The organism is Prauserella rugosa, assembly GCF_000719975.1.
Classification (GTDB): Bacteria; Actinomycetota; Actinomycetes; order Mycobacteriales; family Pseudonocardiaceae; genus Prauserella; species Prauserella rugosa.
In genome coordinates this window covers 1-14,060 of the sequence record NZ_JOIJ01000001.1, presented here as the reverse complement: position 1 = coordinate 14,060, position 14,060 = coordinate 1, and the positions used below count along the sequence as shown (strand labels likewise).

Here is a 14,060-nt window from a genome sequence, read left to right as displayed (position 1 = left end):
AAAAGGGACACGGTGAGACCTATGCCGGCGAAGAACAACGAGGATCTGCCAGGACCACGGCAGGTCCAGTTTCTGACGGTCGCCGAGGTGGCGTCGCTGATGCGCGTCTCCAAGATGACCGTCTACCGCCTCGTGCATTCGGGAGAGCTGCCGGCCGTTCGCGTCGGCAAGTCCTTCCGGGTGCCGGAGAAGGCGGTGCACGACTATCTCGACAACGCCTACTTCGACGTCGGTTGAGGAGACCGGCTCGAGAGCCCGCGCCGAGCCCCGGGTAACCTGGTAGGCCGTGCGCGTGGTCGCCTCATGCACGCCGCTGGCAAAGCGGCCGTGCCGGTGGCGCCCGCGCATCCTCACGATCTATCGGGTTAAGGAGTTCGCCAGTGGGCTCGGTCATCAAGAAGCGCCGCAAGCGTATGTCCAAGAAGAAGCACCGCAAGCTTCTCCGCCGCACGCGCGTTCAGCGTCGCAAGCAGGGCAAGTAAGCCCCGGACTCCACGCCCGCGTGCCCGCCGGTATCTCCCGGCGGGGCGCGCGGCGCGGGCCCGCACTCTCTTTCGCCTGCCGCACCTTTCCCGCGTGTCCATTCCGCCGGAGTCGGGTGACGGCCAGCCCCCATCTCGGGCGACGACACCTGGTCGACCTCGTTAACGTCCTGTAAGCGGTGGCCGGAGCGGATCACACCCGGCGTACGATCGGTGTCCAGCACAGTCTCGTCATCGGCCGACAGGCGTCGCCGGTGACGACAGCTGCTGACCGCAGCAGCTGCCAGCACTGACGACACCCGTCGCGTTCCACAGCGCGAACAACCGCCTACCCAGGGGGTTCGATGCCGCCCGTGCCTTACGCGCAGCCCAACATCGTTTTCGTGACCGGCGTCGCCGGTGAGCTGGGCAGCAGGCTGCTCGCGCGGCTGGGCAACAATCCCGATCTCGAACGCGTCATCGGCGTCGACACCGCACCGCCCCGTCCGGAGATCCTGCGTCGAGCAGGCCACGCGGAGTTCGTCCGCGCCGACATCCGCAACCCGCTGATCGCCAAGATCATCAGCTCGGCCAAGGTCGACACGGTGGTCCACGCGTCCACGCACGCCCACCCCGCGGGCCCCAGCAGGCGTGGTGCGGTCAAAGAGGTCAACGTCATCGGCACGATGCGCCTGCTCGCCGCGTGCCAGAAGTCGCCGCTCGTGCGCAAGCTCGTCGTCAAGTCCTCGGCTGCCGTCTACGGGGCGGGCGCGCGTTCGCCCGCCGTGTTCGGGGAGGACGCCGAGCTCGGGCCCACCTCGCCGTCCGGCTACGCGAAGGACGCCGTCGAGATGGAGGGCTACGTGCGCGGGCTGTCGCGGCGGCGGCCCGACATCACCGTCACCATGGGCCGGTTCGCCAACATCGTCGGTCCCGACGTCGACACCGTGCTCACCCGGTACTTCGCGCTTCCGGTGGTGCCGACGGTGCTCGGGTTCGACTCGCGGCTGCAGATGCTGCACTCCTCCGACGCGCTCGCGGCGCTGGAGATCGCCACGCTCGAGGACAAGCCCGGCGTGTACAACATCGCCGCCGACGGCGTCCTGACGCTCACCCAGGCCATCCGCAGGGCGGGCAGGATCGAACTGCCCCTGCCGCGCAGCATGCTGCCGTCCGTGGGGACCGTGCTGCGCAGCGCGCGCATCGTCGACTTCTCGGCCGACCAGGTCAGCCTGCTGAACTTCGGGCGGGTCGTCGACACCACCCGGCTCAAGAAGGACTTCGGCTACACCCCGCGGTGGAGCACCCGCGACGCGTTCGACGACTACCTCACCGGGCGGGGTATCCGTCCGGTCGGTGGCGAGCGTGTGGCTGAGGCGCTGGCCACGGCGGGCGGCAAGCGGTCACGGGAGTGAGGGGACAGCATGGACGGTGGATCGTCGGCCCAGGTCATCAGACTGCACCGGCACGCGGCCGGTGCCTCGCGCGCCGAGGCGTGTCCCGACGACGGTGACGCCTCCGTGGTCGAGCTGCCCCGCCAGGACGCCGAGGGAACCGACTCCGCGCAGGAACTGACCGGCCGGGACGACGTGCTCGACCGCCTCCTGACGTTCCTGCGCAACCGCATCACCGGCGAGTACCCCGTCGACGAGTTCGGGTTCGACCCCGAACTGACCGACACGGTCGTGCTGCCCCCGCTGCGGCTGCTGTACGAGAAGTGGTTCCGCGTCACCACGCTCGGCGTGGAGAACCTGCCCGTCGACGGCGGCGCCCTGCTGGTCGGCAACCACTCGGGCGTGCTGCCGATCGACTCGGTGATGACCGCGTTCGCCGTCCACGAGGAGCACCCGCGACAGCGGCACCTGCGCATGCTCGGTGCCGACCTGCTGTTCAAGACGCCGTTCCTCGGGACGCTGGCGCGCAAGTCGGGACAGACGCTGGCCTGCAACCCCGACGCCGAACGCCTGCTGCGGGCCGGCGAGCTGGTGGGCGTGTGGCCGGAGGGGTTCAAGGGCGTCGGCAAGCCGTTCTCGGCGCGCTACAAGCTGCAGCGCTTCGGCCGCGGCGGGTTCGCGTCGGCGGCGATGCGGGCGCAGGTGCCGATCATCCCCGTCGCGATCGTGGGTGCCGAGGAGATCTACCCGAAGATCGGGGACATCAAGCCGTTGGCGCGGCTGCTCGGACTGCCGTACTTCCCGGTGACGCCGTTCTTCCCGTTGCTCGGCCCGCTCGGAGCGATTCCGCTGCCGACGAAGTGGACGATCGAGTTCGGCGAACCGATCCTCACCGACGGCTACGAGGCCGACGCGGTCGACGATCCGATGCGCATGTTCACGCTCAACGACCAGGTACGCGAGAGCATCCAGCAGATGCTGTATCGCCACCTGGCCAAACGCCGCAACGTCTTCCAGGGCTGACGCGCCGGCCCAATGCGCCCAAGGGCCCCATGGCTGCGTTGAACGCGACCATAGGGCCCTTGGGGGACTGCGTCAGACGCGGCGGCGGTAGGCGACCGCGCCCGCGACGGCGCCGGCGACCGCGCCCGCACCGAGCACCGAGGGGACGCCGATCCTCGCCGCTTTCCGGCCGGTGCGGAAATCGCGGATCTCCCAGCCGCGCGCCCGAGCCGTGTCACGCAGGTCGGCGTCCGGATTGATCGCCACCGCCGTGCCGACGACCGACAGCATCGGCACGTCGTTCTGCGAGTCGGAGTACGCCGTGCACCGTCGCAGGTTCAGACCTTCCCGCGCGGCGAGCGCGCGCACCGCGTGTGCCTTCGCCCGCCCGTGCAGCAGATCGCCGACGAGCCGTCCCGTGTAGACACCGTCGATGCTCTCGGCCACCGTGCCCAGCGCGCCGGTCAGTCCGAGCCTGCGGGCGATGATCGCCGCCAGCTCGACCGGCGTCGCGGTGACGAGCCAGACGCGCTGGCCGGCGTCCAGGTGCATCTGCGCCAGCGCCCGCGTGCCCGCCCAGATCTTGTCGGCCATGAGCTCGTCGTAGATCTCCTCGCCGACCTCGGTCAGCTGCTCGACGGTGGCCCCGGCGACGAACGAAAGGCCCTGTTCGCGGATCCCGTCGACGTTGCCTTCCTTGCCGCCCACGCGGAACCGCAGCTGCTGCCACGCGAACCCGGCGAGGTCGGAGGCCGTGAAGTACTTGCGCGCGGCCAGTCCGCGGGCGAAGTGGAAGATCGACGCGCCGACCATCATCGTGTTGTCGACGTCGAAGAACGCCGCGGCCGTCAGGTCCGGCGGTGCGGGAGGGGGCGGCGGTTCGTCGCCGTCCGGGGTCTGCGGGCTCGACTCCGGCGTGATGCCAGCCGGGTCGGTCTCCTTGGCGGCTTCAGCGGCCTCGGCCGCTTCGGCTTCCATGGCCACGGCGGCGTCGGCCGAGGCCTCACCTGCCAGGGCAGCGAGCCGTTCGCGTTCCTGTCCCTTACTGCGGGCCCGCCACAGCGCCACGCACACCGCCTCCACGGTCGAGTTCGGCCTTCACCTGGCTGTGCACTGAAGTAGTCAGGATAACGGGTGGAGGCGACGCCTCAGTCGGCGCTCACCCCGGGCGATCCGGTCAATCCGTTCAGCAACGATCCCAGGGTCACCGGCTCGTCGCGGTCGCGTCCGCCGTCGGGCAGCCGGGGGCCGGTCTCGGGTGCCGGAACGTCGGCTGCCGGGCGTGGTGCGGACGGCGGCTCGGGCGGCCGCCAGCGCGGTGTCGGCTCGGGCGCCGGTTCGGATGCCGCGTCGTGCGCGGGGCCGCCGGCAAGGGTGACGGCATCGCGCGCGGCGTCGTCGGCTTCGAACGCCGGACCGCCGGTGCCGCGGTCGCCGGGATCGCGTGCGTCCTTCCCGGTTCCGGAATCGGCGGCGGGTGCCCGTTCGCGTGGTGGGGTGGTGGGCCCGGTCGCGGTGACCGGAGCCTCGCAGGACCCGGCCGCGGGTAGCACCCCGAGTTCGTCGCGGTCGCCCGAGGTGATGCGCGTGCACGACATCCGCTCGCCGAGCGCGGCCGTCCTGCTCTCGACGCGCCACAGCAGATCGCGCGCCTCGTCCGGCAACGCCGCCACCCGCACGCCCTGCGACTCGGCCCAGTCGCGCAGCCGGTCGAGCCCACTGCCGTCGGTGGACGTCGCGAGCTCGGTGAGCGTGCTGACGGCCGCATGCGTGTGCCCGGTGAAGTCGTCGAATCCCTCGGTGTAGGCGTCGTCGTCGAGCGATCCCGCCGACGCGAGCGCCGTCAGCTCGCCCAGGCGGTCGGAGGCGTAGTCCAGGTGCCGGTAGGCGCGGTCCTCGTCGTCGAAGGTCAGCCCGAGCGCGGCGCTCTCGCCGAGCTGTTTCAACCCGTACAGCGCATCGCCCGGCGCGGCGTCGTTCGCGGTCAGCAGGGCCGCCGCGCCGGTGCCGAGCAGTACGGCGATCCCCGCCGCCACGACGGGCATCCGCGTGCGCCGGGGGCGTTCCGGCCGTGTGGTGGGGCGCTGTGTGGTGGGGTGCTGTGTGGTGGGCTGCTGTGTGGTGGTGGGTTCGCCGGTTCCGGGGAACGGGACGGGCGGGTCGTGCGGGGCCGGTTCGGGCGGCGTGCGGTCGGCGGTGGGCCACACTCGGTCGGCGATCCGCACGCGGGCCGAGGGCGACGGCGTGCCGTCCTGTTCGGTGTCCCTGCCGAGCTCACGCAGGGCCTCGACGACGGCGAGTTCACCCGCGAACTCCGGGTCGTGGCCGGTATCGACCGCGCGGGCGAACCGTTCGTGTTCCCTGCGTTCGGCGAGGGTCGGCCGGCCCCGGCGCGGGTCGCGCGCGCGGAGCCGGTGAGTTCGTGGAGGCTCCACGATGGCAACGCCTCCCGGCCTGCCGGCTGGTACCGGCACGACGTGTCCAGATCCTTTGCCTGCACAACGATGTCGGCGTCGCCGCGGTTACGCCGGGTCCGCCCTGTGGGTGGCGTACGTTACAGCGTGTGCTCAGCGCAGGGTGTCGGGAAGGAGCTTGGCGAGCCTGCGGATGGCCCGGTGCTGCAACGCCTTCACCGCACCTTCGCCCCGCTGCATGATCTGCGCGGTCTCGGCCACCGAGTAGCCCTGGATGAAGCGCAGGATGATGCATTCGCGCTGGTCCTCGCCCAGGTCGGCGATGCAGCGCACGAGTTCGTCGCCCGTGTCCCTGCTGATGATCTGCTGTTCGGGACCCGGGGTTCCGGCCGCACCCGCGATGGCGGTCCCCGACGTCACGGGGTCGGACACCTCGTCGGTGACGACCTCCAGGCGGAACCGGCTCGACTTGACGTGGTCGAGCACCAGGTTGCGGGCGATCGTGGTGAACCACGCGCCGACGTCCCGGCCCTGGTAACTGATCGAGGTGATCCGCCGCAGCGCCCGGAGGAACGTCTCACTGGTGACGTCCTCCGCGAGGTGGCGGTCACCCACTCGGAGGAGGACATAGCGGTAGACGCCGTCGACGTAGCGGTCGTAGAGACGGCCGAACGCGCAGCGGTCGCCGCCCTGGGCGGCCCGGACCAGATCCCAGCCCTCGGCTGTCGGATCGGCCTCCGCCGGCTCGGGATCGGGTACGACTCGGAGTGGAACGCGTGCTGGACCAGCAGCAACAGCGATTGGCAGGCTCATCGTGTTGCACCTCCTCCGGGGCCGTTCCCGGACGTATCCGTGATCGGAGTGATCACCGCCACTACGTCGGTACGGGAGCATACGCGTTGCTACCGCCCGGTAGGTAGTGGTGTCGGCGTTGTAATAAGACAGACGCCTGCGAATCCCGGTCATGACGGCAGGTCTCCCGCGGCAGGTACGGGCACACTGTGCGAGGGGAGAGGAGACCCGGCAGATGACGACTGACACATCGGGCCCGGCCGCGGGCAACGTCGCCGACCTGGTCACCACCGCGGCGCGCGTCTGCGGGGACCAGGACGGTGTGCTCGATCCGTCCGCGGGGGTGTCGCTGACCTGGGCACAGACCGATCGGGCCGTCGACGCCTTCGCCCGTCGCCTCCTGCGGGCAGGGGTCGAGCCGGGGGACCGCGTGGCGCTGCGGCTGCCGACCTCCGCCGAGTTCGCGGTGGGCCTGTTCGCGACGCTGCGGATCGGGGCCGTCGCGGTGCCGCTGTCGCCGTCCGCACCCGACGCCGAGACGTGCACGCTCGTCACGTCCAGTGGCGCACGGGTGATCATCGCGCACGGCGCACCCGAGGGCTCGTCGGTGCAGGCCCTGCTGCCGCGCGTCGACGGCGAGGTCCCGCAGGCCGACGGTGACCCCGCCGATCCCGCCGACCCCGCCGACCCCGGCACCGAGGGCGACACCGAGGACCCTGCCGATCCCGCCGACCCTGCCGCCAGCACTGCCGAGCCGGTCCCGCCCCGCGCGGGCGGCGAGGACCTCGCGGCGATCTTCTACACCTCCGGTACGAGCGGTCCGGCGCGCGGCGTGCTGTTGTCACATCGTGCGCTGCTGGCCAACGTCGAGCAGTTCTCCGCCGTGCTGCCGCCCGCCGACGACCGGGACCGCGCACTGGTCGCCGTTCCGCTGCACCACATCTACGGCCTCGGCCCCGGCCTGCTGACGTCGACGGCCCGCACCGCCGCGGTCGTCCTCTCGCAGCGGTTCGACGCCCGCGACACCCTGCACGCGTGCCGCACGCACGCGATCACGGTCGTCGTCGGCGTGCCCGCGATGTACACCGACCTGGCGGCCCGCAGTTCCGAGGAGCTCGCCGAGGCGCTGTCCACCGTGCGGCTGTTCCTGTCGGGTGCCGCGCCGCTGCATCCCCGCGTCCTGACGACGATCTCGGAGGCGACGGGCACGCCGGTCTACGAGGGGTACGGACTCACCGAGGCCGCACCGGTGGTGACGTCCACACTCGTCGGCGGCTACGCGAAGGCCGGTTCGGTGGGCAAACCGCTGCCGGGTGTCGAACTGCGCCTCGTCGACAGCGACGGGTCGGCGGCCCACGTTCCCCTCGACCCGGCCGACCCCGACGACGCCTTCGGCGACGACATCGGCCTCACCGGACTCGTGGCCGTCCGAGGGGCCAACCTGTTCAGCGGCTACTGGCCGGACGGTGACCACGGTCCCGACGCCGACGGCTGGTACCGCACCGGAGACGTCGGCTACCTCGACGCCGACGGCGATCTGCACCTGGTGGACCGTGCCAACGACCTGATCATCGTCAACGGGTTCAACGTCTACCCGCGCGAGGTCGAGGACGTGATCCTGACGCTGCCCGAGGTCGCCGAGGTGGCGGTCGTCGGCGCCCTCGACGAACGCACCGGGGAGACCGTGCGCGCGTTCGTGCGGCCCACGCCGGGGGCGTCGCTGTCGGCCCAGCAGGTCATCGACGTGTGCGAGCAACGACTGGCCCGCTACAAGGTGCCCTCGTCGGTGGAGTTCGCCGACGAGCTGCCCCACACGTCCGTGGGCAAACTCCGCAGGGTGCAGCTCCGCCCGTGACCCCGGTGCCACCGGCTGCAGCTCAGCCGGGTCAGCTCAGCGCGGCGCGAAGGCGGTCCTCCTCGACGGACCAGTAGCCGTGTTCGTCGCCGTCAACCAGCAGTACGGGCACGCGGTCCCCGTACTCGGCGCGGTCCTCGGGATCGGCGTCGACGTCCACCGCCGACCACGTCGCGCCGAGCTCCCCGCAGATCCGCGCGACCTCGGCCTCGGCGACCTCGCACGCGTGGCAACCCGCGCGCGTCATGACGGTGACGTGGTGCATGCCCCCGATCCTCCCAGCCGGCGTCAGCCCCGGGACATCGCCTCGAGCACGGCCTCGTCGGTGCGTGCGACCACCGCGGTGCCGTCGTCGGCGGTGATGATGGGGCGCTGGATCAGCTTGGGATGCTCGGCCAGCGCCGCGATCCACCGGTCCCTGCCTGAGGCGTCGCGTGGCCACTCGGTGCGGTCCTTGAGGTTGAGCTCCTTCGCGACCTGCTCCTGGGTGCGCGTGATGTCCCAGGGTTCGAGGCCGAGGCGGTCGAGAACGTCGCGCAGCTCGGCCTCGGTGGGGACGTCGTCGAGGTACTTGCGAACGGTGTAGTCCGCTCCTTCGGCGTCCAGCAGGCCGAGGGCGCTGCGGCACTTCGAGCACGCCGGGTTGATCCAGATCTCCATCGTTCACCTTGTCCGTCGGGGCTGTCGCGTGGCCGTCCTGAGCTGACTCGCTGTCAGAAAATTCCAGGTTGTGGCGCAGGTCAACGCGCTTACCAGCTACTTTGTGCACGCGTTCACAAATGAACTACCGTGTTCACACCCGGCGGGCGCGTGCATCGAACACGGTCGGCGCCCGTGCGGTCAAGGGTTTGACTCGAATTCGGTGACGGGAGTCCGAGCGTGATGGCACAGCGGGGCAGGCGGAACCTCGCCTCCTCCGTGCGCGGCCTCGCCCGCTCGCGCAAGGCCGCCAAGGACGCTCCCAAGGATCCGGCCAAGGACGCAGGCACCGCAGCTGGCGCCGACGACACCGACTCGACCGCCGAGTCCGCGAACCAGGCCGACGCCACCACCGAACCGGCCCCGAAGAAGCCCGCGAGGACGCGCAGGACCTCCGGCCCCACGAAGGCCGCCGCGGCCCAGAAGGACGCCAAGGACGCGAAAGCGGCCAAGGCGCCCGACGGTGTTCCGGCGAAGAACGACGCTGCGAACGGCGCCGCGAAGAACGGCGCGCCGAAGAACGGTTCGGCGGGCAACGGTTCGGCGGGCAACGGTTCGGCGGGCAACGGTTCGGCCAAGAGTTCATCCACGCGAAGCGGGCAGGCGAGGAACGGGAAGAAACCCGAGGCGCTCGAGGACAACACGCCCACCACGGAGCTGCCCGCCGTCACCGACGGCGAGGCGCCCGCTAAGGCGATCCCGGAGGCGGCCGTCGGACGCATGGCGGTCTACCTGCGCGTGCTGTCGAGCATGCAGGAACAGGGCGGCACGACCGTCTCGAGCGAGGAGCTCTCTGCGGCCGCGGGTGTGAATTCCGCCAAACTGCGCAAGGACCTGTCCTACATCGGTTCGTACGGCACGCGGGGCGTCGGCTACGAGGTCGAGGTGCTGATCGGCCAGATCGAACGCACTCTGGGGTTGAACAAGCAACAACGCGTCGCCGTGGTGGGAATCGGTAACCTCGGACATGCGTTGGCCAATTACGGCGGATTCCCCGGACGCGGATTCCCTGTCGAGGCGCTTTTCGACATCGATCCGGATCTGATCGGGGTTCCGGTGGGCGGACTGCCCGTCTCGCACCTCGACGACATCCCCGAGGTGTGTGCCGAGCGGGAGATCTCCATCGGGGTCATCGCGACACCGCCGACCGCGGCACAGACGGTGTGCGACAGGCTCGTCGCAGGCGGAGTGCAGTGCATTCTGAACTTCGCGCCGGTCGTGCTGCAGGTCCCGGAACACATCGAGGTTCGGAAGGTGGATCTGGCTGTCGAGCTGCAGATCCTCTCCTTCCACGTGGCGCGAAGGGCGGACAGCACGGTGAACGGCCAAGCGGCTGGGACGGAAGAGAAGGACGCGGAGGACACGGTGGTGTCGTCATGAGCATCCTCGCGCTCGGACTGTCCCACCGGACGGCGGACCTGACCACGCTCGAGCGGGTGTCCATCCCCGCTCCCGAGGTGCCGAAGATCCTGCACGAACTGCAGCAGGCCGACCACGTCTCCGAGGTCATGGCCGTCTCGACGTGCAACCGCATCGAGGTCTACGCCGTGGTGGAGACGTTCCACGGTGGTCTGGGCGACATCTCGTCGGTGCTCGCGCGCCAGGCGGGCATGGCGCCGGACGAGCTGTACGACAACTTCTACGTCCACTACGCGGGCGCGGCCGTGGAGCACCTGTTCAACGTCGCCTCCGGCCTCGACTCGATGGTCGTGGGCGAGACCCAGATCCTGGGCCAGGTGCGTGCGGCCTACGCCACCGCGCGGGAGGCGGGCACCGTCGGCCGGACGTTGCACGAGCTGGTGCAGACGACGTTGCGGGTCGGCAAGCGCGTGCACAGCGAGACGGGCCTGGACCAGCTGGGCGCCTCCGTGGTGTCGGCGGCGCTGGCCGAGGCCGAGGACGCGGGCGGCAGCCTCGAGGGCAAGCGTGCGCTCGTGGTGGGTGCGGGTTCGATGGGCGCGCTCGCGGCGTCGCACCTGCGTAAGGCGGGCATCGCGAACGTCGTCGTGGCCAACCGCACGCAGGCGAACGCCGAACGGCTCGCCGCGTCCGTGACCGAGCAGGGAGTGCCGGCCACCGCCGTGCCGCTCGCGGAACTGACCGACGCCGTGTCGGGTGCCGACGTGGCGTTCGTGTGCACGGGCGCGAAGGGTTCGGTGCTCGCGTCGCGGCACGTCGCGCCGCGGACCACGCCGCTCGTCGTGGCCGACCTCGGCCTGCCGCGCGACGTCGAGCCCGAGGTCGGCGACATCGACGGGGTGCACCTCGTCGACCTCGACACGGTGCGCAGGCGGATGAACTTCTCCGGCAGCGGCACCACCGAGAAGCAGACCGCCAAGGCCGCGGGCATCGTCCTCGACGAGGTGCGTGCCTACCTGGCCGGACAGCGCAGCGCGGCCGTCACGCCGACGGTGACGGCGTTGCGCAAGCGGGCGGCCGAGGTCGTCGACGCCGAGCTGCTCAGGCTCGACCGGCGGCTGCCCGAGATCGACGCCGACGTCCGCGAGGAGGTCGGCCGCACGGTCAAACGTGTCGTGGACAAGCTCCTGCACGCCCCGACCGTGCGCGTGAAGCAACTCGCGGCCGAGACCAGCGACACCGACTACGCGACCGCGCTGCGTGAGCTGTTCGAGCTCGACCCGCAGGCGCCGAAGACGGTGTCGAGCCCCTCGGTCCCCATGACCCCCACCGACCAGATCGACGGTGAAACTCCGTGACACAGAGCCCGATCCGTATCGGCACCCGCGGCAGCAAGCTGGCCGTGGCGCAGACGCAGACCATCGCGAACATGCTCACCGAGGCGGGCCAGGAGGTCGAGATCGTCACGGTCTCGACCCCGGGTGACCGCTCCAGCGCGCCCATCGCGGAGATCGGGGTCGGCGTGTTCACGTCGGCGCTGCGCGAGGCGTTGCTGGCCGGCGACATCGACGTCGCGATCCACTCGTACAAGGACCTGCCGACCGCACCCGAGCCCGGCCTCGTGCTGGCCGCCGTCCCGCCGAGGGAGGACCCGCGCGACGCGTTGATCGCCCGCGACGGCCTGACCCTCGGTGAGCTCCCGCCGGGGGCGAAGGTCGGCACCGGTTCGCCGCGCCGGATCAGCCAGTTGAAGGCGCTCGGGCTCGGTTTGACCGTGGTGCCGATTCGCGGCAACATCGACACCCGCATCGGCAAGGTGACGTCCGGCGAACTGGACGCGGTGGTGCTGGCACGGGCGGGCCTGGCCCGCGTCGGCCGGGCCGGCGAGATCACCGAGACACTCGATCCGCTTCAGATGCTGCCCGCTCCCGCGCAGGGGGCGCTGGCGGTGGAGACGCGGGTGGAAGACGTCGCGAGCGAACGACGTCTTCGGTCCATTGTGGACGACGAAGTGACCAGGGTCGCCGTGCGGGCCGAGCGCGCCATGCTGGCCGCGCTCGAGGCCGGATGCAGCGCACCCGTCGGAGCGCTGGCCGATGTCGTGGAGGACCTGGACAGCGAGGGCAAGGTCGTCGACCGTCTCTCGCTGCGCGGCGTCGCCGCCACCGGAGTCGAAGGGGACTCCGTGCGGATCCTCCGTGCCTCCGCCGTCGCCGAGACGAAGGACGCCGACGAACTGGGCCGTGGGCTGGCCGCCGAGCTGCTCGAACTCGGCGCGGGCGCACTGTCGTCCTGATCACCGGCGTCGACGAACCGGGCGTTCGCGTTCGGCCGTCGGCGGGAACCCGGACAAGCGCACTGTAAGTACGAACGGGCCGCATGCCTCGGTGCGGCCGCTGCTAGAGGAGAAACGAAGCACATGACCCCCGCAACCAAGACCACGGGGCGCGTCGCCTTCGTGGGCTCGGGCCCGGGCGACGCCGGCCTGCTCACGGTCCGCGCCCAGGAGCTGCTGGCCAAGGCCGACGTCGTCGTCACCGACCCGGACGTGCCTTCGGGCGCACTGGCCTACGCCCGCGAGGAGGCCGAGGTCCGTCCCGCGGTCGGTGAGCCGGGGGACGTCGCCAAGGACCTGGCCGCCGAGGCCGAGTCGGGCCGCGTCGTGCTGCGTCTGGTCGCCGGTGACCCGCTGACCCAGCCCGCCGTCGTCGCCGAGGTGCAGGCGGTGTCGAAGACCGAGGTCGTGTTCGACGTCGTGCCCGGTGTCGCACCGAGCACCGCCGTTCCCGCCTACGCGGGCCTTCCCCTCGGTGGCACGCACACCGAGGTGGACCTGCACCACGACGTCGACTGGAAGGGCGTCGCCCAGGCGCAGGGCCCGATCGTGCTGCACGGCACGTCGAGCCACCTGGCCGAGGCCGCCTCGCAGCTGATCGACAACGGTGTCGCGGCGGACACGCCCGTGGCCGTCACGTCGAACGGCACGATCAACACCCAGCGCACGGTGGAGACCACGCTGGGCTCGCTCGGCGCCGACGCCGGTGAGCTCGCCGGCGCGCTGATCGTCACCGTCGGTTCGATCGTCGCCGATCGCAAGCAGCTCTCGTGGTGGGAGTCCCGCGCGCTGTACGGCTGGAAGGTGCTGGTGCCGCGCACCAAGGACCAGGCGGGCGACATGGCCGAGCGGCTGCGCAGCCACGGCGCGACCTCGCACGAGGTGCCGACGATCTCGGTGGAGCCGCCGCGCAGCCCCGCGCAGATGGAGCGCGCGGTGAAGGGCCTGGTCGACGGACGCTTCCAGTGGATCGTGTTCACCTCGGCCAACGCGGTGAAGGCCGTCTGGGAGAAGTTCATCGAGTTCGGCCTCGACGCCCGCGCGTTCTCGGGCGTGAAGATCGCCTGCGTCGGCGAGGCCACGGCCGAGAAGGTGCGCTCGTTCGGCATCCAGCCGGAGCTGGTGCCCGAGGGCGAGCAGTCGAGCGAGGGCCTGCTCAAGGAGTTCCCGCCGTACGACGACGTGCTCGACCCGGTGAACCGCGTGCTGCTGCCGCGTGCCGACATCGCCACCGAGACGCTGTCGGCGGGCCTGACCGACGCCGGCTGGGAGGTCGACGACGTCACGGCGTACCGCACCGTGCGCGCCGCGCCGCCGCCCGCCGAGACCCGCGAGATGATCAAGACGGGCGGGTTCGACGCCGTGTGCTTCACGTCGTCGTCCACCGTGCGGAACCTGGTCGGTATCGCGGGCAAGCCGCACGCGCGCACCCTCGTGGCGTGCATCGGCCCGAAGACGGCCGAGACGGCGACGGAGTTCGGCCTGCGCGTCGACGTGCAGCCCGAGACGCCCAACGCCGTGGTGCTCGTCGACGCGCTCGCCGCCCACGCGGCGAAGCTGCGCGCCGAGGGTGCCCTGCCTCCGCCGAAGAAGGCCAAGCGCACGCGCCGCTCCTGAGCCCGGAAACAGCGTGACGCCCCGCCGCACCCGGGCGGTTTCTAGCGATCCCCGCAACACCCTGTTCTTCAGGGAGTTGCGGGGATCGTGTCGTTTGAGGAGTTGAAGGAAGCTTTCTTCGTAGCGCTGGAC

Annotated in this window: 13 protein-coding genes and 1 pseudogene; 9 read left to right on the top strand and 5 right to left on the bottom strand. The window is 71.1% G+C overall.

Annotated features, from left to right (window positions below; translation table 11 throughout):
• Nucleotides 1–21 precede the first annotated feature (21 nt).
• The 4 genes from IF64_RS0100070 to IF64_RS0100055 all read left to right on the top strand — a co-directional run bounded on the left by IF64_RS0100070 (nt 22) and on the right by IF64_RS0100055 (nt 2,878).
• On the top strand, nt 22–237 hold the full coding sequence (locus IF64_RS0100070; RefSeq protein ID WP_030529876.1) for a helix-turn-helix domain-containing protein: 216 nt from the start codon (nt 22–24) through the stop codon (nt 235–237).
• A 143-nt stretch (nt 238–380) separates the two neighbouring features.
• Nucleotides 381–482, top strand: a complete 102-nt coding sequence (locus tag IF64_RS26355) for a 30S ribosomal protein bS22 (protein ID WP_005453035.1) — start codon at nt 381–383, stop codon at nt 480–482.
• 344 nt (nt 483–826) lie between these two features.
• Nucleotides 827–1,876 (top strand): NAD-dependent epimerase/dehydratase family protein, encoded by a 1,050-nt coding sequence (locus tag IF64_RS0100060; RefSeq protein ID WP_030529875.1) that lies wholly within the window; start codon nt 827–829, stop codon nt 1,874–1,876.
• Between the two features lie 9 nt (nt 1,877–1,885).
• The gene (locus tag IF64_RS0100055; RefSeq protein ID WP_030529874.1) at nt 1,886–2,878 is read left to right on the top strand and encodes a lysophospholipid acyltransferase family protein; all 993 of its coding nucleotides are present in this window, start codon (nt 1,886–1,888) and stop codon (nt 2,876–2,878) included.
• A 72-nt stretch (nt 2,879–2,950) separates the two neighbouring features.
• On the opposite strand, the gene IF64_RS0100050 is transcribed toward IF64_RS0100055, so the two are convergent.
• From IF64_RS0100050 to IF64_RS0100040, 3 genes are all read right to left on the bottom strand, one after another.
• Nucleotides 2,951–3,925 (bottom strand): HAD family hydrolase, encoded by a 975-nt coding sequence (locus IF64_RS0100050; protein ID WP_048808708.1) that lies wholly within the window; start codon nt 3,923–3,925, stop codon nt 2,951–2,953.
• A gap of 80 nt (nt 3,926–4,005) precedes the next feature.
• Complete coding sequence (locus tag IF64_RS25820) at nt 4,006–5,331, bottom strand: DUF5667 domain-containing protein (RefSeq protein WP_051757332.1); 1,326 nt, start codon at nt 5,329–5,331, stop codon at nt 4,006–4,008.
• A gap of 93 nt (nt 5,332–5,424) precedes the next feature.
• Nucleotides 5,425–6,084: a sigma-70 family RNA polymerase sigma factor gene (locus IF64_RS0100040; RefSeq protein ID WP_030529871.1), complete on the bottom strand. Its 660-nt coding sequence runs from the start codon at nt 6,082–6,084 to the stop codon at nt 5,425–5,427.
• A 214-nt stretch (nt 6,085–6,298) separates the two neighbouring features.
• Here IF64_RS0100040 and IF64_RS0100035 point away from each other — a divergent pair, with 214 nt between their 5' ends.
• Complete coding sequence (locus IF64_RS0100035; protein ID WP_030529870.1) at nt 6,299–7,918, top strand: AMP-binding protein; 1,620 nt, start codon at nt 6,299–6,301, stop codon at nt 7,916–7,918.
• Nucleotides 7,919–7,949: 31 nt separating this feature from the next.
• Here IF64_RS0100035 and IF64_RS0100030 read toward each other — a convergent pair whose 3' ends face one another.
• Nucleotides 7,950–8,183 (bottom strand): glutaredoxin family protein, encoded by a 234-nt coding sequence (locus IF64_RS0100030; protein ID WP_030529869.1) that lies wholly within the window; start codon nt 8,181–8,183, stop codon nt 7,950–7,952.
• Nucleotides 8,184–8,206: 23 nt separating this feature from the next.
• On the bottom strand, nt 8,207–8,578 hold the full coding sequence (locus IF64_RS0100025) for an arsenate reductase family protein (protein WP_030529868.1): 372 nt from the start codon (nt 8,576–8,578) through the stop codon (nt 8,207–8,209).
• Nucleotides 8,579–9,253: 675 nt separating this feature from the next.
• Between IF64_RS0100025 and IF64_RS0100020 the strand changes: the two are divergent.
• From IF64_RS0100020 to IF64_RS0100005, 4 genes and pseudogenes are all read left to right on the top strand, one after another.
• Nucleotides 9,254–9,997: pseudogene (locus IF64_RS0100020) on the top strand (redox-sensing transcriptional repressor Rex); the annotation flags it as partial.
• Nucleotides 9,994–11,334, top strand: a complete 1,341-nt coding sequence (locus tag IF64_RS0100015; protein WP_030529866.1) for a glutamyl-tRNA reductase — start codon at nt 9,994–9,996, stop codon at nt 11,332–11,334. The pseudogene IF64_RS0100020 and the gene IF64_RS0100015, both read left to right, overlap by 4 nt.
• The gene (hemC, locus tag IF64_RS0100010; protein ID WP_030529865.1) at nt 11,331–12,272 is read left to right on the top strand and encodes a hydroxymethylbilane synthase; all 942 of its coding nucleotides are present in this window, start codon (nt 11,331–11,333) and stop codon (nt 12,270–12,272) included. The genes IF64_RS0100015 and hemC overlap by 4 nt, the downstream gene beginning before the upstream one ends.
• Before the next feature lie 123 nt (nt 12,273–12,395).
• Nucleotides 12,396–13,928 (top strand): bifunctional uroporphyrinogen-III C-methyltransferase/uroporphyrinogen-III synthase, encoded by a 1,533-nt coding sequence (locus IF64_RS0100005; protein WP_030529864.1) that lies wholly within the window; start codon nt 12,396–12,398, stop codon nt 13,926–13,928.
• Nucleotides 13,929–14,060: the final 132 nt, after the last annotated feature.